The following is a 25,067-nucleotide window of genomic DNA, read 5'->3' on the forward strand; positions in this document are numbered from 1 at the left end:
TGCCATATCATTTTAAAACTCACTAACTAATTTAGCAGTTTTAGGTCAATCATCCCCTAAAAACCAAAGAAGCTTAAGTAAAATTTTTCAAATTCTTTTTATTCCGACTACAAAATACTTTTCTCGTAACACGACTCATCTGTCAAAACAGCCTTAACTAATTGTGAATTAAGCGCATGCCCACTACAGTGTGAACGAAATAATCCAATGAAAGGCGCACCAAGCAAAGCAGTGTCACCAACTGCATCAAGAGTTTTATGCCTAACAAATTCATTTTCAAAATAAGGGCCACCTGAATTAATAATTTGGTTATTAAGACCAATAATAAGAGAATTTTCTAAAGAAGCGCCTAATCCTTTTCCAGAAGTCCATAATTTTTCTACATCTTTAACAAAACCAAAAGTACGCGCACGTGATAAATCATCTCGAAATCCCTGGGGCGTAAGATCAAAACTTAACTGCTGCTTGCCAATAGCAGACGAAGCAAAATCAATTGTAACATCAAACCGACGCCCATCAAATGGCAAAAATTCTGCAAACCCCTTAGTTGTTTCAACTCGCATTGGTTTTTTTATAATAAAATAAGGACGCAACACTGCCTGCTGTACAATGCCTACTTTTTCAAAAAGTTGACAATACTGCCACGAAGCACCATCCAAAATAGGTATCTCATTACTTGATACTTCAATGATAAGATTATCTAAATCATAAGCAGCAATTGCCGCCATCAAATGTTCAATTGTTTCAACTCTTACATCTCCATGCCCAAGCACTGTTGATAATTCAGTCTTTCCTGTTTGCGATACATGTGCCTGAAAAGTTTGTTCTTTTCCATCCTCCCCAAAACGCCTAAAGATAATACCACACCCAACATCAGCTGGACAAACTCTCACTACAGATAGACACCCACTATGCACACCATATCCTTTAAATGTCACTGCATTCTTAAGAGTCGATTGATACCTTTTCACCAAACGCATAAATACCACTTCTTAATTTTCTTGATGATTTTTAAAGGTCTTAACAAAATCCTCAACAAATTATTTCTACGTAAAATAATAAACCCGCTCATTATAAGCGGGCTTATTAAAAATATAGAATTTTATATAAAAACTCAATATGTCTTACTTATAATTTATCACGATAAAAAGTCTTCTCTTCCTACCCTTTTATCTATCAATGCGCTTGACGACGCAAAAATGCAGGTATCTCCAACTGATCCTCTTCACTTACCAAAGTACGTTGATCTTGTAATACGCGTGAGCGTGATTCAGTAGAACAACGCGGAATATAAACAGAAGCATCTTGAGAGAAAATTTGACTGTTTTTATTAGAAGTTTGAGCTTCCTTATCCTGAGAAGGTCTTACAGCAGGCTCCAATCGGGCTTCTGGCTCAGCTTCCTCACGATATGTCAAGCTCTGCTTCAGGCGCTGCCAAAGATTGCGTGGCCCGTGATCAGAAACAGAATGCACATCCTGCCCGAGAGAAATGGAAGGAAAATCTTTTAACTCAGGAATATGTGCCGACGTTGAACGAGGCTGCATTTGCGCTTTCTTTTCCTTCTGTTCTACAATTTCAGTCATTTCATCAAGAACATGCGCGGTTGCTTCCATACTAATTGCTGCAGCTACAGGCTGTGGAGAAACACGACCAACCTGCACACGCGGTGTATTTGATATCTGCCCATGAGGCATACTTTGCACATAAGGAGAAGTATTTGTACTTCGTGTAGCAATTGTATCTGTAGGTTGCGTAAAAATTTGACTTTTAGGGCGGAATGGTTCCTCAACCGATTGATTTATTTCTAACTCAAGTGCTTCCATTGCATCCACCATTGATTCAGAACGCGATGGTGATGGTTGAGAAGTAGTTTGTTCTGGTGCACCATCACCCCTACGCATTGAAACTGCAGGTCGTTGAAATTTAGAGCTAGAAGGCTGCACAACATCGTTAACCATACGGTCAATACCTGTTGCAACCACCGATACACGAATAAGACCTTCAAGTGAATCATCATCAATGGCGCCAAAAATGACATTCGCATCAACATCAACTTCTTCACGAATACGATTAGCAGCCTCATCTACTTCAAACAAAGTCATATCACGCCCCCCCGTAATGGAAATCAAAAGACCACGAGCCCCACACATAGAGGTTTCATCTAATAACGGATTGGCAATAGCAGCTTCAGCAGCTTTTAAAGCACGTCCTTCACCAGATGCCTCACCTGTTCCCATCATCGCACGACCCATTTCATGCATAACAGAACGAACATCAGCAAAGTCAAGATTAATCAATCCTTCTTTAATCATTAAGTCTGTAATGGAAGCAACACCAGAGTAAAGCACCTGATCAGCCATAGCAAAAGCGTCAGCAAATGTTGTCTTTTCATCTGCAATACGGAACAGATTTTGGTTAGGAATGACAATTAATGTATCAACACATTTTTGCAATTCTTCTATACCAGCTTCTGCCGTTTTCATACGGCGTGCACCTTCAAAGTGAAATGGCTTTGTTACAACACCCACAGTTAAGATACCTTTATCACGTGCTGCACGAGCAACAACAGGTGCTGCTCCTGTTCCAGTGCCTCCACCCATACCTGCCGTAATGAAAACCATATGGGAATTTGCAAGATGATCCATAATTTCATCAATACATTCATTTGCAGCTGCGTGTCCAACTTCTGGTAAAGCGCCAGCACCCAAACCTTCTGTAACTTCTGCACCAAGCTGGATCACACGTTCAGCCTTTGACATAGCTAAAGCTTGTGCATCTGTATTGGCAACAACAAAATCAACTCCTTGAAGACCAGCGTTAATCATATTATTAACGGCATTTCCACCACCACCACCAACACCAAAAACGGTAATGCGTGGTTTCAATTCCGCGATATCTGGTCGGTGCAGATTAATCGTCATTTTCTTTTCCTTCTCATAAAACACCGCAAATTAAAACGGTGAAAATTAATCCCTATAAATTTACTAAAAACTCTCACGCAACCACTGACCAACACGCTGAAAATATCCACCCGTGTTTGTCGATAAATAATTCACTGCAGTTTGGACTGTTTTTTCTTCAAACCCCGCCAATTGAGGATAAATTAACAATCCAACAGCAGATGAAAATGCCGCCCCTTTAGCAAAGGAAGGAAGCCTGGAAATCCCTAAAGGCCGCCCTACACGAACATTTCTCCCCAATATACTACGTGCTATTTCTGGCAAACCCGTTAATTGGCTTGCTCCTCCGGTTAAAATAACACGCTTACCAATGATGTGACCAAAACCTGAACGGTTCAAACAATCACGCATCATTTCTAATATTTCTTCAACACGCGCACGAATAATACGACCAAGAACAGCACATGGATACTGAACTTCATGACGCTCATTTCCAATTTCCGGCACATTAATCACCTTACGCTCATCACAATCTGCTGAAAACATTGAGCCATATACAACTTTTAAACGCTCAGCCTCTTCAATAGACATAGATAATCCCCGAGCAACATCGAGAGTTACATGATGCCCCCCAATTGCAAGTGCATCTGCATGAACAAATTTTCCTTCAGAAAACACAGAAAATGTCGTTGTTCCACCACCAAAATCAATACATGCCGCTCCTAAACGCGCCTCATCATCGACTAAAACCGAAAGACCGCTAGCAAAAGGTGTTGCTACCATTGCCTCAACACTTAAATGAGCACGGTTAATGCAGGCTTCTAAATTACGCAAAGGTGCTGTTTCCGCTGTCACAACATGTACATCCACACCAAATAACTCTCCCATCATCCCAACAGGATCAGAAATTCCTCTATCTCCATCCAATGCATAAGACACTGGAACTGAATGCATAATATGACGTTCAGCCTTAAAAGCTTTACGCGAAACATCTGCTAATACCATACGCATATCACGTGTAGTAACTTTACGCCCACCCAAACGCACAACACCATTAATAAAAGCACTTTTCAACCGGCTCGAAGAAAAATTCACAATTACCGAATCTACCACCAAACCAGCCATTTTTTCTGCCGCATCAACAGCCAAACGTATAGACTGTTCTGCCGCATACATATCCATCACAACACCAGATTTAATACCACGTGAACGTTGCACACCAAAACCTAAAACTTCCATAGAGTGTGTACGAGCATGTAAATGGTGTGTATGCTTTAAAGGATGTAAACAAGCAATAAGACACACGACCTTACTTGAACCAACATCAAGAACCGTTAGAAAACGTGCTTTGCGCCCTGCGTTATGATGTGACCCAAGCAACATTATACACCCCCCGCCTTTAAAACGCGCTCTTTTTCTGCCACAACAGCACGATGATGCACCAACGCTTCATCCGATAAAGAAACTGTTATCCGATCAGAAAGACGCAAATCAATACTTAAAACATCACGTGCAAAAAGATCTTCTGCCATACCTGTTTTAATAAGAGAAGAAAGGCTTTCAATAGCTCCCTTTTCAGGTAGCATAATACGCACCCCATTATTTAGAATAATATCCCAACGCCGATCGCCCACACGCACATAAGCACTGATACGATTGCGCAACTGTGGATATACCCAAAGTTCTTGAATAAATAATTTTGCTGCATTTTGCGCACCTTGACCAACCACAAGAGGCAAATTCTGAACTAAACCCACCTGAAATGGAGCAATCACATATCCTGTATGATCAATAATATCCATTACCCCATCATGTTGCCAAATGGCATATGGTTCACGCTCTATCACTGAAATACTCACCTGATTAGGATAAATCTTCTGAACATTAGCCGATTGAATCCAAGCTTGCTGCTCTAAAATAAAACGCGCTTTATTAACATCAAAACTAATAATTGATGGATAAGCATCAAGCCCTAAAATCTTCAAAATATCTTGTTTCGCTACACGCTTATTGCCATTCATATCGACATCAGTCACTATAAAACCAAAATTTAATGGCGCAGCTTTTATAATACCATCCATCTGACCATTAGATGAAATTCCATAAAGCGCAGAAAGAGAGAAAAAAAACAAAACAGCAAAAGAACCAAAATGACGAGGCACATAAATATTGACAATAAACTGAAATATAAACCGACGAAACCGACGATAAAGACGCGGAAAAAATGGTGCTGACTGCACCATCAGAACATTTATTCTATCAACATTCAACGCATACACGACGCGTCCTCCGCTATCCATTTAACAATATCACCGTAAGTACGACCACTCGCTTTTGCTATATCAGGAACAAGAGAAACCGATGTCATACCAGGCTGCGTATTAATTTCGAGCCAAACCAGCTCCTCTGTCTCTTCAACAAAACGAAAATCTGAACGGCTAACACCTCGACAACCTATAGCTTGATGTGCCGCTAAAGACATTCTTTGCACTTTTTGGTAAATATTTGATGAAAGTTGTGCAGGACAAATATGAAAAGAACCTCCAGGTTTATATTTTGAATCATAATCATAAAATTGAAAATGTTTATCAGGCACAATTTCACAAACATCCAAAGCCTCATCCCCTAAAATTGCGCAAGTAAGTTCACGCCCAGGAATATACTTTTCGACAATCACCTCATCTCCATAAACCCACGCAGCGCTCGTAATATTATGTAATGGCAAAGTCTCATTATCACTTACAATCACCACACCAAAACTTGACCCTTCACGCACCGGTTTAATGACATACGGCGGTTCCATAGGGTGCTCTTGCCCTATAGCAAAACGATTCATCACATAAGAAGGAGCAACATGCACACCAGCGTTAGCAGCAATGACTTTCGCACGTCCTTTATCCATTGCCAAAGCTGATGCCATAACTCCAGAGTGAGTATAAGGAATTTTTAAATATTCAAGAATACCTTGGATACAACCATCTTCACCAAATGGTCCATGCAATGCATTAAAAGCGATATCTGGCTGTAACTGCTCAAGAACAGAAATAATTTGTTCATCAACATCCACACGAATTACATTATAACCCTGTTTCTCAAGAGCATCAGCACAAGCAGTACCTGAAGATAAGCTTACAGAGCGCTCAGATGAAAATCCGCCCATCAACACAGCTATATGCTTATCTTTCATAACAATTTATTCCTCTTTATATACTAGATATAGACTCTACTAAAACAACTCATACTATACATAAGAAAAAACTAGATTTATCCTTGCGAATCAACATCCTAGCATTTTCTATAATGAATCAGAATCACGAGCATGAAGCAAGAACTTTTCTGTTAATTTATTGATTTTTAATAGAAAATTTTTCTTATCTCTTTGAAATGACTCAGTTTTTTAGCTATTTAAATAAATCAATAAAACTGATCAAAAGAAGGAACGATATGGTCTTGTTCAAATTGACCAATGCGCTGTATTTCCCATTCTAAATAATGAGCCGAATGAGCAAAAACCCGAGCACGGACAGTTTCACCCAACTTTTCAAGATCATAGCCTGTAGCCTGACCTGTGTTAATCATAAAGTTACAATGCATCTTACTCATTTGAGCACCACCGATCTGTAAACCACGGCACCCTGCTTCATCAATGACGCGCCATGCAGATGTACCTTTAGGGTTGCGAAAAGTGGAGCCACCTGTTTTTTCGCGAACAGGTTGCACTTTTTCTCGATGCAGAACAACTTCATTCATAGCAGCATGAATATTATCTTTATTTCCTGACTTTCCTTCCAACACAGCAGCAGTAAAAATAAACTCTTCAGAAACATTACAATGACGATACGAATAATGCATATCGTTCAAACTCAAAACATAGCGCTCACCCTTACGATCAAGTGCATAAACCTCAACAACACGTTCAGCTGTTTCAATACCATTAGCCCCCGCATTCATTTTTAATGCCCCACCCAAATTACCAGGAATACCATAATAAAAATGGAAACCAGCAAGCTCAGCCTCTAAAGCCGCTGCCGCTAAATGTTTATCCGCCGTAGCAGCACCAACCAGGAGGCGTTTTGGAGAAATCTGCTCTAATTGTCCAAAACCTTTTGCTGAAAGACGAATAACAACCCCAGGGATCCCCCCATCACGCACAAGAAGATTAGAACCAATCCCTACAATCGTTATAGGAATAGCTTCCGGTAGCACTTGAAGAAACAAAGCTAAATCTGCTTCATCAGAAGGTTGATAAAAAAGTTCCGCTAATCCACCAGTACGAAACCATGTTACCTTACGCATCTCAACATTGGGAATAAATTTACCCCGTATGTTCTTTAACGCCGGCTGTAATTGTGCCAACAGTGCTTCACCATCAATTGGCTGAAAATTCACCATTTCTATTAAGTTCCGCTAATTGTTTAGGCAGCGCATAAGCCCATTGTGTAATGTTACCTGCACCGAGAAAAACCACATAATCACCAGGCTTAGCTAATGCAGCTATAATTAAAGTAATATCTTCAAAAGTATTCACCAAGCGCACATCACGATGGCTTGCCATTTGAATATGTTCAACCAATTCTTTAGAACCAAAACCAGCAATTGGTTCTTCACCAGCCGCATAAACTGGTGTAATCATCACGGTATCAGCATCATTAAAACAAGTGATAAAATCGTCAAATAAATCGTGCAAACGTGAATAACGATGCGGTTGTACAATCGCAATAACTCGCCCTTTTGCACTTTCACGAGCTGCACTTAAAACAGCTTTTATTTCAACTGGATGATGTCCATAATCATCAAATATCTCAACACCACACCAATTTCCCGTTTGTGTAAAACGCCGTTTTACCCCACAAAATTTTTCTAACCCTTTTCTAATAGATTCATTTGAAATACCAAGCTCATGCGCAATAGCAATCGCCGCAGTAGCATTGGAAATATTGTGTTGCCCTGACATTGGTAAAACCAAATTTTTCAGTTCAGTTTTTTCATTTGTCTTCCGGGATCGAATGAGAACATCAAAATGCGCTTTTTGACCTTCCATCGAAAGATTAAGAAAACGTACATCAGCTTGTGGATTAGCACCATAAGTCACAACCCAACGATCATCAATACGACTGGCCAATGTTTGAACTTCTGGGTGATCAAGACACATAACGGCAAAACCATAAAAAGGCACATTTTCTACAAATTGTCGAAAAGCCTCACGTACAGCATCAAAACTACCATAATAATTCAGGTGTTCAGAGTCGATATTGGTAACAACAACAATATCAGCAGGCAATTTTAAAAATGTACCATCACTTTCATCGGCCTCAACCACCATCCAATCTCCCTCCCCCATACGCGCATTGGTCCCATAAGCATTGATAATACCACCATTAATCACCATCGGATCAAAATCACTGGCATCAAGAAGCGCTGCTACCATTGATGTAGTGGTTGTCTTGCCATGTGTACCACCAACAGCTATTGCCCGGCGAAAACGCATCAACTCTGCTAACATTTCTGCACGCCTAACAACCGGTAAATGCCTTTCTTTAGCAGCAATATATTCAGGATTTGTGTTTTTTATAGCAGTGGAAATAACAACAACTTTTGCAGCCCCTAAATTTTCAGCCCGATGACCTATATGAATGTTAATTCCTTTACCCCGTAAACGCTCCACATTTGCATTATCTGCTTGATCGGATCCTTGAACTTTATAACCAAGGTTATAAAGAACCTCAGCAATTCCACTCATACCAATACCACCAATACCTATAAAGTGGATAAGGCCAATATCAAATGGCATTTTCATTAAAAAGCTCCTTTCTAATATCTGATAATGACCATCCTGCAATCAACGCTTCAGCCATATCCGCAAGAACTCTGGTTGCATGAGGTTGCCCAACCTTTTTTGCAGCAAGCGCCTGTTTTTCTAATAAGTGTGGTTTATGACAAGCTTTCGTTAAAAGAGAAGCGAGTATTTGCGCATTTAAATCCTTTTCTACTATAATTTGAGCAGCTCCCGTTGCAGCAAGCATTGCCGCATTTTCCGCTTGATCGTGATCTAAAGCATGGGGATAGGGAATCAATAAAGCTGGTCTCCCAATGACAGCTATTTCACAAACCGTTGAAGCACCAGAACGTGACATAATAAAATGAGACCAAGCAATATGTTCAGCCATGTTATCAAAAAAAGGAGAAACTTTTGCTTCTACCCCCATATTGCGATAAATTTGTACCAAATCCATTACTTCATCACGAACCTGCTGAATAATACGTAAACGTTTACGGATATTATTATCAAGTAAAGCAATCGCTTCAGGAACAATTTTTGAAAAAACAGAAGCTCCCTGGCTTCCACCAAAAACCAAAAAATGAAATGGCTTTTTCTCAGTGGAAGTACAATAAGGAATTTCTGCCGCTTTTAAAATAGCCTCACGAACAGGATTACCTGTAAGAAACGTCTTATGCGCATAAACTCCATTAGCTGACAATAAACCACCTGCTATTGCATTGACCCTACCTGCTAAAATCCTATTAGCACGGCCCATAACAGCATTTTGCTCATGAACAAATGTTACACGTCTTGTTAAGGCAGCAATCAAAACCGGTGGAAAGGTAGGATAACCACCAAATCCACCCACAAGAACAGGACGCAATTTATAAAAAAGCACCCACGACTGAACTATTCCCTTCAACAAATGCCAAAATGTTTTTATAAGTGTAAAAGGATGATATCGTGTCAATGTTGCTGATGAAATAATATGAATATGCTTTTCATCAAAATGACGTACAAAATACTTACCTCTTTCATCTGTTGCCAAATGAACATCGTATCCACGCTGCCTTAATTCAATAGAAAGTGCCTCTGCAGGAAAAAGATGCCCACCTGTACCACCAGCAACCAAAATAATAACCTTTTTCTTATGCGTCATTAGGTGATATCCTAAATAATAGGTGGAGGAAAAGCTGAAAACCGTGTTTCTGGCCAACGGCGTGTCAAACTGAGCAAAATACCCATCGAAATAGCAATTGCCACCATAGATGAACCGCCATAAGAAATAAAAGGTAATGTCATACCTTTTGGAGGTATTAAATGAAGATTAACCGCCATATTAATCCCTGATTGCAGACCAATCATTATTGCCATGCCAGTAATACCAAAACACGTAAATGAATCACGTGTATTCAACGCTATATAAAGTGAACGTATAACGACAAAACCAAAAAGGGCCATAATCAATAAACAGAAGATAATGCCATATTCTTCAGCTGCAACAGAAAACACAAAATCTGTATGACTATCGGGAATAATGCGTTTAATTGTACCCTCACCTGGCCCTTGACCAAACCACCCACCATTTAAAATAGCTTCACGTCCCACATCCACCTGGAATGTATCGCCTTCACCTGTCAAAAAACCATTAATACGTTCGCGTACATGGTGAACAAAAAAATAAGCTAAAAAACCTCCTACAACAGCTAAAATAACAAAGAACAAAATAATAGTAAGAGGTACACCTGTAACAAAAAACAAACCACCCCATGTTGCACTAATCAAAAGTGTTTGACCAATATCAGGTTGTAAAACAAGAAGCGTGCAACAAAGAGCATAAAGTGCAATAGACAGAATATAGCGAAACCTACCATAATGTTTCATTTGATCTGAAAACAACCAAGCTGACACAACCACAAACGCTGGTTTCATAAATTCTGAAGCTTGTAAAGAAATACCAAACAAAGAAATCCAACGCCGCGCTCCTTTTAATTCAGAACCAAATAATAAAGTCGCGACCATAAGAATAAGTGCCGCAAATAATAAAAGAATGCATAAACGGCGAATATTACGAGGTGAAAAAAAAGAAATAGTAACCATAGTAAAAAACGCAAGGATACTAAAAATGATATGCCAGCGAACAAAATAAAAACTATCCGCAATTCCTATTTTTTTCGCAACAGCGGGACTAGCAGCAAAAGACAACATAACGCCAATCCCCATCAAAATTAAGCAAGCAGCAAAAATAAAGCGATCAACCGTCCACCACCAATTAGCAATTGGATCTTGATTTGCACGAGTAACCATCATTTTCACTTTATCCTTTTTATCATTTCACTCAAAGCGATATGATATTTCTATCTTTTATGACAAGTATTTCAAAAACTGAATTACACTTAAAAAGATTCTGGATCGTTAATGGCAGAATAAATTTCTTATAATTCGTTTTCCTTCAACCGTCTAACCAAAGAAATAAAAGTCTCTCCGCGTACTTCATAATTTTTGAATTGATCATAACTTGCACAAGCTGGTGAAAATAAAACTACAGCCTCTTTTGCCTTATCATAAGTTGCATCAATAGCCGCTTCACGTACTGCATTTTCCAAAGTTAAGCTCATTGAAAAAGGAAAAGCAGAACCAATCGTGTAGGCAAAATCCTCCGCAGCAGTACCAATCAAATAAGCTTTACGAATTTTATTAAAAAATCTTTTTAAAGGAGCAATTCCACCTTCCTTTGCCTGCCCTCCAACAATCCAAAAAATATCATCAAAAGTAGCAAGTGCGCAAGCTGATGCATCCGCATTAGTAGCTTTACTATCATTGATAAACAAAACCGATCCAATCTCGCATACCTGCTGCATACGATGCGCAAGCCCCATATAACTTGCTAAATGCTTCTCTATATGCAAATCAGCAATTTTTAACACCTGCAATGCCGCTAAAACCATAAGAGCATTTTGCACATTATGGACACCGCGTAACGAAGTTATTGTACCAAGATCCGCAAGCAAACAACGCTGCCCATGGCTAATAGAAAAGAGTTTTGTTCCTTCTGCATAAAAACCATCATCAATACAGCGTTCTTTAGAAATTGCTTTAACTTGACGCCCCTCATTTATAAGTCGTTGATATAAAACCTGACAAGCGGGATCATCCACTGAAACAAGAGCATGAGAAGCTTTAGAAACTAAACGCCCTTTGACTTGCACATAATGAGCAAAACTGCCATGTCGGTCAATGTGATCAGGTGTTAAATTTAACAAAATGCCAACTGTAGGTTGAAGAGAAGGACTTAGCTCAATCTGAAACGATGAACATTCAATAACATAAATACGTTTTTTAACAAACGGTTTAAGAGTTAATATCGCAGTTCCAATATTTCCTCCCATTTGTACATCATAACCCATTTTATCTAAAAGATGAGCAAGCAAAGTAGTAGTGGTCGATTTACCATTCGTACCTGTAATAGCAATAAATGGAACATCCTGATCACAAAAACCATGTTGATGTAAAAAATGGTTCCGTGCGCGAACAAATAGTTCAATATCACCAATAACTTCTATACCTGCTTGACGTGCTTTATCGACCGTCCAATGAGGTTTCGGATGAGTTAAAGGTATCCCAGGTGCCAAAATCAGCGCAACAAATTCTGACCAATCCTCATAACGAAGATCTTTTGTCAGAATATTTTCTCTACAAGCCGCTTCTACGCTAGAAGGATTGTCATCCCACCCAATCACTTTAGCTCCACCAGTAATCAGTGCTTGCGCCGTAGCTAATCCTGACTGTCCTAATCCAAATAAAGCGACTTTTTGACCTTTATAACATTCAACTGGAATCACAATTTTATCTCAACTTAAGTGTTGAAAGACCAATCAACGCCAAAACAATTGAAATAATCCAAAAGCGTACCACAACCTGACTTTCAGTCCACCCCTTTTTCTCAAAATGATGATGAATTGGAGCCATAAGGAATACACGCTTTTTTGTCAATTTAAACCAACCTACCTGAATGATAACCGACAGCGTTTCTAAAACAAAAAGCCCACCGATAACAGCTAAAACAATTTCATGCTTGGTCGCCACAGCAACAACACCCAACAACCCTCCAAGAGCCAACGAACCGGTATCACCCATAAAAATAGCCGCTGGAGGTGCATTAAACCATAAAAAGCCAAGGCCAGCACCAACAACTGTTCCTAATAAAACGGTTAACTCTCCAGTTCCAGGCACATAGTGAATTTGTAAATAATCAGCAAAATTTATATTACCAGAAAGATAAGCGATTAACGCAAACGATAAAGCAGCAACCATCACAGGAACAATAGCAAGCCCATCAAGACCATCCGTTAAATTAACTGCATTACCGGTCCCTACTATAACACAAGCAGTAAAAGGAATGAAAAACCAGCCTAAATTAATAAAATAGTCTTTTACAAAAGGTAAAGCCAATCCTGGTGAACTGGCCTTTACAATAATTAAAGAAGCAATTGTCGCAATCAAAAACTCTAAACCCAACCGTGCTTTACCAGAAAACCCTTTGTCTGTTTGCTTTGTCACTTTCAGATAATCATCATAAAAACCAATCATCCCAAAAGAAAGCATAACTAATAATGATACCCAAAGATAAATATTCGATAAATTACACCATAAAAGCGCCGACACCACAATGCCGCTCAAAATCATTAATCCACCCATAGTAGGTGTTCCAGCTTTTTTAAAATGGGTTTGAGGACCATCAGCTCGAATTGGTTGCCCCCTTCCTTGCCGCACTTTAAGAGAGGCAATAATGCTAGGACCAAACAAAAAAACAATTAAACCTGATGTCAGCATAGCTAGCACAGTACGGAAAGTAATATAACGAAAAACATTAACTCCTGGAAGCCAATCACTCAACGAAGAAAGCAACAAAATCATAGTGCAAAAAACCTGCTAAAATTATAAAGACACTTTTTTATAGTGATCAAGAAGAGCAATTACAATACGCGATAAACCAACACTATGAGATGATTTAATCATAATAAGATCACCTTCTGAAATTTCTTTTAAAATAAGCGGTAAAAGTTCCTCAACATGCTCAAAGTAATGAACTTTGACATAAGTAGAAAGCTCATTAGCCAAAAATTTCATCGCTTTTCCAACTAAAAAAACCGGATTGGCACCAGAAATGCATATTGGTTTCACCAAATCACAATGAAGCTTTTCACTATAAACTCCTAACTCAAGCATATCACCCAGAACTGCTATTTTCCGACCACAGGTGCCGACTGGTCCCGCAGCAAGAAGATCAAGGGCAGCACACATAGAAGCAGGATTAGCATTATAACTTTCATCAATTAAATGAAATTCTCCTCCTTTCGGTAAAGATAATCTATAGCGGTTACCTCTGCCTTTTGGAAGAGAAAAACAACTCAAAGCAAGTGAAACACGTGCTAAATCAGCACCAACCACATCACAAGTTCCTAGAACACCTAAAATATTTTGTGCAATATGTCGCCCAGGAGCGCCAATTTTAATCGTCATATCTTGATCAGAAAAATGCATGGTCATATAAGAACAATCTGTTAAAAGATGAATCTCTTTTGCTTGATAATCAGCACCTGTTGATTCCCCAAAACTCAAGATTTTTTTTACACCACATTGTTCTGCTTTTTGAACCAAACGAGAAAAAAAATGACTGTCCGCGTTTAAAAGAGCTACACTTTCATCGCCCAGTCCTTCAAAAATTTCAGCTTTTGCATCTGCAATTTCTTCAAGATTTTTAAAAAAACCTATATGTCCAGCAGCAATATGAGTAATCAAAGCTACATGCGGACGAACCAATTTTACTAAAGGACGAATTTCATCCTTATGATTCATACCAATTTCAAATATACCATAATCACTATCTGCAGGCATACGCGCCAAAGTTAGGGGAACACCCCAACAATTGTTAAAAGAACCAAGATTGGCATAAACCCTTCCAACAGTTTCAAGTGCTTGTTTAAGAGCTTCTTTTGTTGTTGTTTTTCCAACAGAACCTGTGACAGCTATAATTTTAGCTTTTGAACGCTCACGTGCTGCTTGTGCAAGTTTTTCTAACGCTTTTAAAACATCGGGAACCACAATCAATGGAGCAGCTAACTTTTTCATTTCAGCCAAACGATTTTGCGCAACTACAAGAACTCCAGCACCTTTTGCATAAGCTTGTGCAGCAAAATCATGACCGTCTAAACTATTACCTTTAATACAGAAAAAAATATCGCCCTCTATAAGAGATCTACTATCAATAGAAATCCCAGAAAAAGTTTCTGGCAAACACCCAATTGATAAACCATTCATAACAGAAAGAAGTGTCTGTCTATCCCATAAAACTGTCATCTATTTCGTTCTTTCAAAGCAGAAACTGCTCTCAAATGATCTGAAAAAGGATACGTTGTCTTTCCTATAATTTGACCATTTTCATGACCTTTTCCAGCAATAATTAATGTATCTCCAGATTTAAGTAATTTCACTGCATAATCAATAGCTTCACCACGATCCGCTATTTCCATTGCTCCTGATGCCGCCTGCAAAATATCTTTTCGAATTTTTGCAGGATCTTCAGTACGAGGATTATCATCAGTAACAATAACAATATCAGCTTTGCTTACTGCAATTTTTCCCATCAAAGGTCTTTTACCTTGATCACGATCACCCCCACAACCAAAAACAAGAATCAAACGCCCCAATGTAAAGGGGCGAACACAAAGTAATACCTGCTCTAAAGCCTCTGGTTTATGAGCATAATCCACGTAAACAAATGCATTATCCTTCGTATTTCCAACTAATTCTAATCGGCCAGGTGCTCCTTGTAATTTTTTCAAAGAGCGAAAAACACTATCCGCAGGTACATTTGTCGCAATTGCTAAACCTGCAGCTATAAGTGCATTAGTCACTTGAAATTCCCCTGCAAGAGGTAAATCGAATGTGTAAATATCGTTTCCCATACGACACTCAACACATTGTCTCAAACGCTGATGCTCAATACGATTAATTGTAATAAACTTCCCCTTACGTCCAACCGTTAATACTGAACGCCCTGTTCGGGTAACATGATCAATCACCTTTTGTGAATAAACATCATCTGCAAAAATAATAGCGGGTGCATCACATGGTAAAAGCGTATCAAACAATCTCATTTTAGCACGCAGATAATCTTCCATACACGTGTGATAATCCATATGATCACGCCCTAAATTGGTGAAAGCTGCAGCTGCTAAACGCACTCCATCAAGTCGACCCTGATCAAGACCATGCGAAGAAGCTTCAAGTGCCGCATGTGTAACACCTTCACCAGCAATTTCAGATAACAAACGCTGTAACATTACCGGATCAGGTGTCGTTAGGGAGCCATAATCATTACGCTTAGGTGAAACAACACCAACTGTCCCTATGCTAGCTGCACAAAGCCCAACATGCTTCCAAATTTGCCTAACAAAAGACACAACCGATGTTTTACCGCTTGTTCCTGTAACAGCTGTCACAATTTCAGGCTGAGCACCATAAAAACGTGCAGCTGCAATGGCTAAACTATGGCGTACATCTACAACACGCAAAACTGGAACACATAACTCCTCAAGAATACAATCATAATTTGTAACTATTACCCGTGCACCACGCTTTATAGCATCATTCACATATTGCCTGCCATCACCTTTATTTCCTTGAAGAGCCACAAAAACATAGCCAGGCAACACTTGTCGAGAATCTGAACTTATTCCCGTAATTTCAATTGAGGAAAGACAATTATCTTCAATACATTCTGTAAATAATGTGCCAAGAAACATGATCGCTTATCTTTATGTTAATTTTTTACTGTTGTCTTAGATAATTTAGCATTATCACTTGCACTTAAAGCCATCTCATATTCTTTTTTAAAATCCGATTTTATTCCAAGAAAACTAGCTGAACGGCGAATAATATTCGCAAGCATCGGTGCTGCATTCAGTGCTGCTACTGCTGAATGTTTGCCATCTTCAGGTTGAGGTTCATCAACAATTGTTAAAACAACATAAGAAGGATTATCCATAGGGAAAGCAGCAAGAAAACTGTTGAAATTCTTCATCTTAGAATATTTTCCATTTTCAACTTTTTCAGCTGTTCCTGTCTTCCCGCCAACACGATAACCTTCCACCTTTGCATTACGCCCAGAACCAATAGTACTATTTAACTTATAAAGGTAGCGCATATTCTGGCTAGTTTGAGGATGCAATACTTGTTTAGCATGTTGCAAAGCTTTCTCCTCAGTCCGCTTTAAAAATGTGGGTTCAATCAACAAGCCACCATTCATTAACGCAGCCGTCCCCACCGCTGTTTGTAATGGTGTTGTTGCCATACCATGACCAAAGGAAATCGTCATAGAATCTATATCCCGCCAACGACGTGGCAAAACAGGGGTAGCAACCTCAGGTAATTCTATTTCCATACGATCAAGTAAACCAAGTTTTTTTAAAAAATCACGATGTCCATCAACTCCTATTTCTAATGCTTCTCGAGCAGAGCCAATATTAGAAGAATAAATAAACACCTCCCATAGTTTTAATAAACGATTTTTTCCATGAAAATCACGAATAAAACGGCCGTGACCTACTTGAATTGGTTTTGAAGCATCAATGATACTATTTAAATGAAAAACCTCTGAATCAAGTGCCATCGCAGTAGTAAAGCTTTTGATAATTGATCCCATTTCAAAAGTTCCAGCTGTCATCCGGTTGAGGCGGTCACCTTTAAGAGCATCAATAGGATTCCTAGGATCAAAATCAGGCACAGATACCATAGCAACAACTTCACCAGTATGGATGTTCAAAATAACAGCCCCTGCAGCAAGTGCTTTATAGCGCTTCATTCCCTTCATAAGCTCATCACGCACAATTGCCTGAATACGTATATCAATCGAAAGCTGAACTGGCTTTAATAATGCTTCAGTTGCAAGACCAGCATTTCGAAGAACACTCAAACCCGTATCATCGATATATTTTTCTATGCCTGCTATGCCTTGATTATCAACATTAACCATACCAAGAATATGCGAAGCTATAGGCCCATCTGGATAAAAACGACGTATTTCAGTACGAAAACCAATACCTGGAATACCAAGTGCCATAATTTGCGCTTTTTGCGTTGGAGTTAACCCACGTTGAACCCAAGAAAAACGGGATTTTTTTTTCAAACGTTTATAAGTTTCTTGCCAATTGAGCTGAGGTAAAACTGTTGAAATCAATTCAATTGTTTCATCTATATCAATAATGCGGCGTGGTTCAGCAAAAAGTGAGTAAGTTTCAATATCTGTCGCCAATAAACGCCCATTACGATCAATAATATCAGGACGAGCTGCCAGTTGTACTGTTCTTGGCCCTTTTGCTTCTTCAATCTGTCCACCTTGAAACCCATAAGAAATAAGACATTTCCCCATAATGCCGTACAGAATAAGAAAACTCAGTAGAGAAAAAATCAATCGTGAACGGCTAAAATATGGGCGATAAATAGGCAGATCTGGATTACTTAATTGGTCATTTAAATATTTCTTTTTCCGCGAAAACAGGAGCAATAATCGCATTACTGCACACCCTTTTGAATAACATCACCATTCTGAGAAATATGATTTTTAGCAAGAAAAGCCTTATCTCCTTCAAAGGTATTCTTCTTAATCAATTCATCAATTTGATCATATAAACGTATCGGAATATCTTTCAATTCTACAATCTGACGAGGTTGTATTATTTTCAAGCCTAATTCTTTTTGATAATATTCTGCAAGTCTTTGCATACGTAATGGTTCTATCATCGTAGCCCACTCAGCATGCAAAAGCCTTACCATATTTTTTTCTGCTGTAATTTCCCGTTCAAGACGGTACACTTCGCTAATTTGTTTTTGAACATCATATTTTACCCTATAAGTAATAGCTGCCATACAAATCATAATAGTCACTAAAACTATATCCAGTGTACGAAAAACTGTCATTTCTTACTACCTTTAAAACTGGTAATTTCTGCCAAACTAAACAATTCTATATCCGTTTCAATGGCATCTTCTTGAGTACGTACGCCTACACGTAACTTTGCAGAACGTGCACGAGGATTTTTTTGTAATTCTTCCTCATTTGCAGTTTTCACACCTTTAAACAAAGGCAAAAATGTTACTGGACTAGATTGTTTTTCAGGAAGATAACGTGATCTCCCCCTCTCTCCTGAACGAGCAGAAAAAAATCTTTTTACTATGCGATCCTCAAGGGAATGAAAACTAACAACTCCTAAACGCCCCCCTGCTTTCAAAATTTTTTCAGCAGCAAATAAACCTCGTGCGAGTTCACCAAGCTCATCATTAACGTAAATACGAAGCGCCTGAAATACCCGTGTTGCAGGATGAACACGATCATCTGGTTTACGACCCACTAAAACCTCAACAGCATTGGCAAGATCACATGTACGCAAAAAAGGACGAATACAACGACGCTTTTCAATCATTCGTGCAATTCGATCCGCATGACGTTCTTCACCTAATATCTTAAATATACGTGACAGCTCATTGACTCTTAAACAATTAATAACATCACTTGCTGTAAAACCAGTCTGTGCCATTCGCATATCTAGCGGACCATCTTTTTGAAAAGAAAATCCTCGTTCAGCTTCATCCAGCTGCATTGAAGATACACCAATATCAAGAATAATCGCATCCACCTTTTCTTCAACTATACAATCTAAGCGTGAAAACTCCGTTTGCACCAAACGAAGACGTGGAAAAAATTGATCGACAAGTGATTGTCCCTCACGGATTGCCTGAGGATCACGATCAAGAGCAATAACATCTGCACCTGCAGCAAGCAAAGCGCGCGTATAACCACCAGCACCAAAGGTGCCATCAATTACTTTTGCCCCAGCTAATGGTGTAAGCGCAGCTAAAACTGGCTGCAACAATACTGGAATATGGCGTTCAGTTTTGTTACCCTGCCCTGTCAAAATAACCCATCTTGATTTATATTTTTCCACATCAATAACCATCAATGGCAAATGATGTCATCATAACCACAACTTTAACTCTCACACTTATCTCGACAAAAGAAAATGAAGTTAAAGTTATCCTAATGCACACATTAATTTATTATATTTAAAGAAATGTTATAATTTAAAAAAACATTTTTAAGTGTGCAATTAAAACACAAATTTCTCTGAAAACTGATATCAACATTATACACAAAAATATCAGTCGGCCTGTAAGCCGGGTTCTGTATGGTAAAGTTTACACTCTACATGGCAACCATTCATCTGGGACGGATGTTACCATCCGCCTCGTGCAACCTACCCAAATGACTCACCTGGAAACTGGCTGCAAGTTAAGCCTTGCGCGTCATTTCTATTCGGTCTTGCTCCCGGTGGGGTTTACCTTGCCACACTCATTACTGAGTGCGCGGTGGGCTCTTACCCCACCCTTTCACCCTTACCTATAAAAATAGGCGGTTTACTTTCTGTGGCACTTTCCCTAGGGTCACCCCCGCCGGGTGTTACCCGGCACCGTTTTTCCATGGAGCCCGGACTTTCCTCACCTGCCATTTTTTAACACTAGACAAGCGCGGCTGCCCAGCCGACTGACCCAATAATTTATAAAACATTTTTCACAAAGTGAAAATAGCCCTTAAAAATATTTTACATATCCTACTAAAATCATTTATTACCATTAAAATGTAAAATTATTTTACTGATGCCAAAAATAGACTGTATAACTTTTGAGTAATATTTTGAACTAAAATAGACCTCATTTTCGCAGCATGATTGGCATTATATTTAAAAATTGCACAGCTACTGTTACTACTTAATTTGCGTGTTGGTATCAAATAACGTATACTGTATTCAAAACTGCTTTAAGCATGATAAAGCTTTTTATACACAGCTATTGAAACTATTCCTCACTGGTAAATTTACTGTACAAAAAAATTTTTTTGTACGCGTATTGTCATTACTTTTAATACTAACAACAACCTATACCCAATTAACCGGAACCTTATATTGAATTGCAACATTTTGAATTAAAACTTCATAAAAACGAACAAATACCTTAAAAGAAATAACTAACCATTGAACTACTATTTAAGCTTAAACTTTCAATATCAGTATAGATACTTTTCGTACAAAACACAAAAATACAACAAATAGCGCATTTAAGAAGATTTTTGAAAATTGCATTCTTTCTCTTTTCATTAAAATACGCTTAATCACAATTATAAAGTTTTAAAGTGTATTTCATCTAGAAAAGAACTAAAAAAGTGAGGCAACATATTTATCGGATAGATCTACAATAAAATTCTATGCAAACGGAAATAATGCTAAAAAATTCCACCACTTATTGCTTACAGATATCAAAAACTCCATCATTACCAAATCTGCTATCATAAAATACCAATATATACTTAGGAACGTTTCTAACGAATACTCTTTTCATTAATTATATAACATCCTTAGAGAGGATCATCATTTTACTTAAAGCCAACATCAATCAGCAAAAGCTCACGCGATAAACTGTTCTCCAGAGCCAATTCCCTTATAAAAACTATACTTAAAATACATTAATAAGTCAGTTTTCGATCGTATATTGTAAATGTTTTCAAGCACAATTTGATGACCAGATTCTATCTATTTTCCAAATAATTTTACTAAAAACCAACATTGATAATTTCAATACCGATTAATAAGCAATTTATATTGCTGACACCATCCTTAATAAACATTTTCACTTACATTTATACAATACACTACCCTCATGCAGCTAAAATGGATAAACAACTAAAATTTTATAAAAAACATTTTAGCAGTTTACCTATCATTCATCCCCGACAATGCATGACAAATAATTTGGGATATATTTTTCCCACGCTTTTTTATATTCTGAAAAAGAATGCAATAAAGCACTCTAAACACAAGCTTCAAACGTATTATTCTTCAATCATTATAAATAAACCAACATCAACGACAGGAAGACGAGAAATTATTTCTAATGCAGCTGCAGTTGAAATTTTTCCAAATTATTGCGCCTATTTATCACTCTGACCACTCGCAAGGGTAGAAACAATCGCATCTTGACGTACCTGCTTACAACGTTTCTTTCTTGATGAAGACTTATCTTTAAAACATTCATTAAAACATCCAGCAAAGACGCTGCCACCCTTCTAGTCCACCTGGTGCGAAGAATTGGATTTACTAAATACAAATTGATAAACAAAAAAACTAGTTACCACGACGAATAATAAAAACAAAATGAAAATAAAAAGACAATACCAATGAAATTTTATCATCTTTGATTCTAACTATAATGCACTATAATTGCATTATTCATATATTCACTTTTTAACTTAAAACAATTGTATCATTTTAAAAATAATACACAAATATCTATAAATAAAAATATTTTCAACATTTCTGTATCAAACACCGCACTACAGTGGCTATGTAAATTTTCTAAAATGATAGATGTACTAATGTAATGCTGAATGCAAATTTAACTTAAAATAAAAATAAAACCCGACTGAAGAACTCTTCAGTCGGGTCAGACAATCTAGGGATCCACGCGGGGGAGGGGGGAGAGGTTCCCTGATTGCCTTATTACATCAACCATTATAATCGCTAATGCAATGACTTCATTATGAAATAAAATATTTTAAACAACAAGAAATTCTTATCATCTCACCTAAAAAAGAGCAAAAAAATAACCATAAGCTTTGCAAAAATGGAAAAATTTAGGCAAAAAACATTTAAAACGATCCAATTTGAAGCAGTTTTACTCCAAAATGTGTTAATTAAATTCTTCTTAAAAATCTTAATCTTTAATATAAAATTACGGGAAACAATTTATTGCGACAAAAGTTTTAAAATAACAAATAGTTTTTATGGATCACATCCTAATAAACGGGCAAATTTTATCAATTAATTAAGAAACTTATTACAATCAAAATCCTTAATACCCCGCTCTATTAGCTCAAGTACCTATATTGCTCAAAATGGAAAGCACAAGTCTTAGACATTTTCTAAAAACTATTATACTGATAAATTAGGAGTATAAATGCTCATATAAGAAATGCTGTGTTAACGGGTGAGAGGTTTATAATTGACACGTCTAAGATTGATAGCATCTGGACCAAGGCGACGAAGTTTATCAGCCTCATATTCAGCAAAATTGCCTTCAAACCATTCCACATGACCATTACCTTCAAACGCTAAAATATGGGTAGCCAACCGATCAAGAAACATACGATCATGTGATATCACAACTGCACAACCAGCAAAATTCTCCAGCGCATCTTCTAACGCACCTAATGTTTCTGTATCAAGATCGTTTGTAGGTTCGTCAAGAAGAAGAACATTGCCTCCACTTTTTAAAAGTTTAGCTAAATGAACACGGTTGCGCTGCCCTCCCGATAAATTCACCACCTTTTGTTGCTGATCTGCGCCTTTAAAGTTAAATGCACCACAATAAGCACGGCTATTCATCTCATATTTGCCTAACTTAATAATGTCATCTCCACCAGAGATTTCCTCCCAAACAGTCTTATTTCCTGCTAATGTATCACGATTCTGATCAATATAGCTCATCTGAACCGTTTCTCCAATACGTACTGTACCTGAATCCGGCTGTTCCTGTCCTGTTAACATTTTAAATAAAGTAGACTTCCCCGCACCATTAGCACCAATAACCCCCACAATTCCACCGGCAGGAAGCTTGAAAGAAAGAGAATTGATTAATGTACGATCACCATATGCTTTTGACAAATTATCAACTTCAATCACAACCTGTCCCAATCTTTCGCCAACTGGTATAATAATTTGCGCATCCCCAGGACGGCGTTCACGCGCAGCCTGAACTAATTCATCATAAGCCCTGATACGAGCTTTTGATTTTGTTTGACGTGCCTTCGGACTAGAAGCTATCCATTCCTTTTCACGTGCCAATGCACGTTGACGAGCAGCTTCTTCACGGCCCTCTTGTGCCATACGTTTAGCTTTAGCACTCAAATAAGCAGAATAATTTCCTTCATAAGGGATACCTTTACCGCGATCTAATTCTAATATCCAACCCGTTACATTATCGAGAAAATAACGGTCATGCGTAATCAGAAGTACTGCACCTGGATATTCACGTAAATGTCTTTCAAGCCAAGCTGTAGTTTCAGCATCTAAATGGTTTGTCGGTTCATCTAGAAGCAATAAATCAGGTTTTGACAAAAGCAATTTACAAAGCGCAACACGCCGCCTTTCACCACCTGAAAGTTTTGTTACATCCTCTTCCCCCGGCGGGCAACTAAGAGCGGCCATAGCCATTTCTACTTGATTGTCTAAATCCCAAAGATTCTGGCTATCAATAATATCTTGAAGTTTAGCACTCTCATCGGCTGTTTCATCACTGTAATTCATCATCAGTTCATTATAGCGATCTAAAATTGCCTGCTTATCTGCAATCCCTTCCATCACATTACCCCTCACATCCTTACTTGGATCAAGAACAGGTTCTTGTGGGAGATAACCACAACGTGCTCCTTCAGCAAGCCATGCTTCTCCTGTATATTCCTTATCTAACCCACTCATAATACGTAAAATCGTCGACTTACCTGCACCATTCGGCCCTAAAATACCAATCTTAGCATCTGGATAAAAAGATAAATGAATATTTTCCAAAATTTTCTTATTACCGTAAATCTTATTGACCCCAGCCATATGATAGATAAATTGACGTGCCATGAATTTCTCTTTGATATTATGCAAGATTAAAAGTGAGAATTTCGAAAGTATTATTTTCGCTTTTCTTAAGTTTCACAATTAGCAACACTTAAATAATGTTTTAACAGCTTTACACTTTATATTGATACATTTTTTCTAATCTCACAAGCCCCACTCCATATCCTAAATGCAGAAAAACACTACTCCAAAGCACAAAAAGCAAATATTCTTAAATTATATTTAAATTATGCTGTGAGCTATCTCCCCTCTTTTCCAATGCCAGATACAAAGCTATGCTTTTATCATATTAAACCAATCTATTAGCGCAACAAACATCACAAGCAAAGCCAATTTTGCACCATTTTCCCACCTTAAGATTTTACATCACACCACCCTCCTCTACCCCTTTTCATTATTTTGATGTCACCAAAACATAATAATCCTACTATGGTCATTTTATGTGATTAAAATTGCATAAAAAACGAGAACATCTTTATAGAATCTAATGCTGCCAGTCCTATTATCATCAAAGCTTTGCACCAACACATAGACTATTGTTAAATAGTGTACTGCTTATATTGATCCATAGTTATAAATTAGCACAAAATTATAAAAATTATCGTAACAACTGATCTATTCATCTCTTTTGGCTTAAATCTTAAAATAGCACAAACATTGACCAAATT

The 25,067-nt window shown here is 38.0% G+C and carries 17 protein-coding genes and 1 other RNA gene; all 18 read right to left on the bottom strand.

From position 1 onward, the window contains the following. Window positions 1-107: 107 nt before the first annotated feature. The 18 genes from lpxC to ettA all read right to left on the bottom strand — a co-directional run bounded on the left by lpxC (window position 108) and on the right by ettA (window position 24,402). Window positions 108-980, bottom strand: coding sequence for a UDP-3-O-acyl-N-acetylglucosamine deacetylase (lpxC, locus tag BBBE_RS04640; RefSeq protein WP_010701400.1), 873 nt, complete (start codon window positions 978-980; stop codon window positions 108-110). A gap of 196 nt (window positions 981-1,176) precedes the next feature. Next, window positions 1,177-2,922 carry a cell division protein FtsZ gene (ftsZ, locus tag BBBE_RS04645; protein WP_010701401.1) on the bottom strand — a complete coding sequence of 582 codons (1,746 nt, stop codon included), beginning with the start codon at window positions 2,920-2,922 and terminating at the stop codon, window positions 1,177-1,179. A gap of 63 nt (window positions 2,923-2,985) precedes the next feature. Further along, complete coding sequence (gene ftsA / locus BBBE_RS04650; RefSeq protein ID WP_010701402.1) at window positions 2,986-4,284, bottom strand: cell division protein FtsA; 1,299 nt, start codon at window positions 4,282-4,284, stop codon at window positions 2,986-2,988. Next, the gene (locus BBBE_RS04655) at window positions 4,284-5,201 is read right to left on the bottom strand and encodes a cell division protein FtsQ/DivIB (protein ID WP_244428346.1); all 918 of its coding nucleotides are present in this window, start codon (window positions 5,199-5,201) and stop codon (window positions 4,284-4,286) included. Before BBBE_RS04655 ends, ftsA begins: the two co-directional genes overlap by 1 nt. Then, the gene (locus BBBE_RS04660; protein WP_010701404.1) at window positions 5,168-6,088 is read right to left on the bottom strand and encodes a D-alanine--D-alanine ligase; all 921 of its coding nucleotides are present in this window, start codon (window positions 6,086-6,088) and stop codon (window positions 5,168-5,170) included. Before BBBE_RS04660 ends, BBBE_RS04655 begins: the two co-directional genes overlap by 34 nt. Before the next feature lie 227 nt (window positions 6,089-6,315). Beyond that, window positions 6,316-7,293, bottom strand: coding sequence for a UDP-N-acetylmuramate dehydrogenase (gene murB / locus BBBE_RS04665; protein WP_010701405.1), 978 nt, complete (start codon window positions 7,291-7,293; stop codon window positions 6,316-6,318). Continuing rightward, window positions 7,271-8,698, bottom strand: a complete 1,428-nt coding sequence (murC, locus tag BBBE_RS04670; RefSeq protein ID WP_010701406.1) for a UDP-N-acetylmuramate--L-alanine ligase — start codon at window positions 8,696-8,698, stop codon at window positions 7,271-7,273. The genes murB and murC overlap by 23 nt, the downstream gene beginning before the upstream one ends. Then, window positions 8,682-9,821: an undecaprenyldiphospho-muramoylpentapeptide beta-N-acetylglucosaminyltransferase gene (gene murG / locus BBBE_RS04675; protein ID WP_010701407.1), complete on the bottom strand. Its 1,140-nt coding sequence runs from the start codon at window positions 9,819-9,821 to the stop codon at window positions 8,682-8,684. The genes murC and murG overlap by 17 nt, the downstream gene beginning before the upstream one ends. Before the next feature lie 11 nt (window positions 9,822-9,832). Next, window positions 9,833-10,972: an FtsW/RodA/SpoVE family cell cycle protein gene (locus tag BBBE_RS04680; protein WP_010701408.1), complete on the bottom strand. Its 1,140-nt coding sequence runs from the start codon at window positions 10,970-10,972 to the stop codon at window positions 9,833-9,835. A gap of 125 nt (window positions 10,973-11,097) precedes the next feature. Beyond that, window positions 11,098-12,504, bottom strand: a complete 1,407-nt coding sequence (gene murD / locus BBBE_RS04685) for a UDP-N-acetylmuramoyl-L-alanine--D-glutamate ligase (RefSeq protein WP_010701409.1) — start codon at window positions 12,502-12,504, stop codon at window positions 11,098-11,100. 4 nt (window positions 12,505-12,508) lie between these two features. Beyond that, complete coding sequence (mraY, locus tag BBBE_RS04690; RefSeq protein WP_010701410.1) at window positions 12,509-13,579, bottom strand: phospho-N-acetylmuramoyl-pentapeptide-transferase; 1,071 nt, start codon at window positions 13,577-13,579, stop codon at window positions 12,509-12,511. A gap of 21 nt (window positions 13,580-13,600) precedes the next feature. Then, window positions 13,601-15,022, bottom strand: coding sequence for a UDP-N-acetylmuramoyl-tripeptide--D-alanyl-D-alanine ligase (locus BBBE_RS04695; protein ID WP_010701411.1), 1,422 nt, complete (start codon window positions 15,020-15,022; stop codon window positions 13,601-13,603). Next, window positions 15,019-16,470 carry a UDP-N-acetylmuramoyl-L-alanyl-D-glutamate--2,6-diaminopimelate ligase gene (locus BBBE_RS04700; RefSeq protein WP_010701412.1) on the bottom strand — a complete coding sequence of 484 codons (1,452 nt, stop codon included), beginning with the start codon at window positions 16,468-16,470 and terminating at the stop codon, window positions 15,019-15,021. The genes BBBE_RS04695 and BBBE_RS04700 overlap by 4 nt, the downstream gene beginning before the upstream one ends. 17 nt (window positions 16,471-16,487) lie before the next feature. Beyond that, complete coding sequence (locus BBBE_RS04705; RefSeq protein WP_010701413.1) at window positions 16,488-18,239, bottom strand: peptidoglycan D,D-transpeptidase FtsI family protein; 1,752 nt, start codon at window positions 18,237-18,239, stop codon at window positions 16,488-16,490. Beyond that, a complete protein-coding gene (gene ftsL / locus BBBE_RS04710) occupies window positions 18,239-18,643 on the bottom strand; it encodes a cell division protein FtsL (RefSeq protein WP_010701414.1) in 405 nt (134 codons plus the stop codon). The genes BBBE_RS04705 and ftsL overlap by 1 nt, the downstream gene beginning before the upstream one ends. Then, on the bottom strand, window positions 18,640-19,638 hold the full coding sequence (gene rsmH / locus BBBE_RS04715) for a 16S rRNA (cytosine(1402)-N(4))-methyltransferase RsmH (protein ID WP_420806248.1): 999 nt from the start codon (window positions 19,636-19,638) through the stop codon (window positions 18,640-18,642). The genes ftsL and rsmH overlap by 4 nt, the downstream gene beginning before the upstream one ends. A gap of 239 nt (window positions 19,639-19,877) precedes the next feature. Beyond that, an RNA gene (gene rnpB, locus BBBE_RS07145) (RNase P RNA component class A) lies at window positions 19,878-20,268 on the bottom strand. Between the two features lie 2,484 nt (window positions 20,269-22,752). Next, window positions 22,753-24,402: an energy-dependent translational throttle protein EttA gene (ettA, locus tag BBBE_RS04730; protein WP_010701416.1), complete on the bottom strand. Its 1,650-nt coding sequence runs from the start codon at window positions 24,400-24,402 to the stop codon at window positions 22,753-22,755. Between the last annotated feature and the right edge of the window lie 665 nt (window positions 24,403-25,067).

Origin of the sequence: Bartonella bovis 91-4, from assembly GCF_000384965.1 — a bacterium.
Classification (GTDB): domain Bacteria; phylum Pseudomonadota; class Alphaproteobacteria; order Rhizobiales; family Rhizobiaceae; genus Bartonella; species Bartonella bovis.

What these genes read in the sequence shown, in the direction of transcription:
- lpxC (WP_010701400.1), bottom strand. Translation starts at nt 980, where the DNA reads ATGCGTTTGGTGAAAAGGTATCAATCGACTCTTAAGAATGCAGTGACA.
- ftsZ (WP_010701401.1), bottom strand. Translation starts at nt 2,922, where the DNA reads ATGACGATTAATCTGCACCGACCAGATATCGCGGAATTGAAACCACGC.
- ftsA (WP_010701402.1), bottom strand. Translation starts at nt 4,284, where the DNA reads ATGTTGCTTGGGTCACATCATAACGCAGGGCGCAAAGCACGTTTTCTA.
- BBBE_RS04655 (WP_244428346.1), bottom strand. Translation starts at nt 5,201, where the DNA reads ATGGATAGCGGAGGACGCGTCGTGTATGCGTTGAATGTTGATAGAATA.
- BBBE_RS04660 (WP_010701404.1), bottom strand. Translation starts at nt 6,088, where the DNA reads ATGAAAGATAAGCATATAGCTGTGTTGATGGGCGGATTTTCATCTGAG.
- murB (WP_010701405.1), bottom strand. Translation starts at nt 7,293, where the DNA reads ATGGTGAATTTTCAGCCAATTGATGGTGAAGCACTGTTGGCACAATTA.
- murC (WP_010701406.1), bottom strand. Translation starts at nt 8,698, where the DNA reads ATGAAAATGCCATTTGATATTGGCCTTATCCACTTTATAGGTATTGGT.
- murG (WP_010701407.1), bottom strand. Translation starts at nt 9,821, where the DNA reads ATGACGCATAAGAAAAAGGTTATTATTTTGGTTGCTGGTGGTACAGGT.
- BBBE_RS04680 (WP_010701408.1), bottom strand. Translation starts at nt 10,972, where the DNA reads ATGATGGTTACTCGTGCAAATCAAGATCCAATTGCTAATTGGTGGTGG.
- mraY (WP_010701410.1), bottom strand. Translation starts at nt 13,579, where the DNA reads ATGATTTTGTTGCTTTCTTCGTTGAGTGATTGGCTTCCAGGAGTTAAT.
- BBBE_RS04695 (WP_010701411.1), bottom strand. Translation starts at nt 15,022, where the DNA reads ATGACAGTTTTATGGGATAGACAGACACTTCTTTCTGTTATGAATGGT.
- BBBE_RS04700 (WP_010701412.1), bottom strand. Translation starts at nt 16,470, where the DNA reads ATGTTTCTTGGCACATTATTTACAGAATGTATTGAAGATAATTGTCTT.
- BBBE_RS04705 (WP_010701413.1), bottom strand. Translation starts at nt 18,239, where the DNA reads ATGCGATTATTGCTCCTGTTTTCGCGGAAAAAGAAATATTTAAATGAC.
- ftsL (WP_010701414.1), bottom strand. Translation starts at nt 18,643, where the DNA reads ATGACAGTTTTTCGTACACTGGATATAGTTTTAGTGACTATTATGATT.
- ettA (WP_010701416.1), bottom strand. Translation starts at nt 24,402, where the DNA reads ATGGCACGTCAATTTATCTATCATATGGCTGGGGTCAATAAGATTTAC.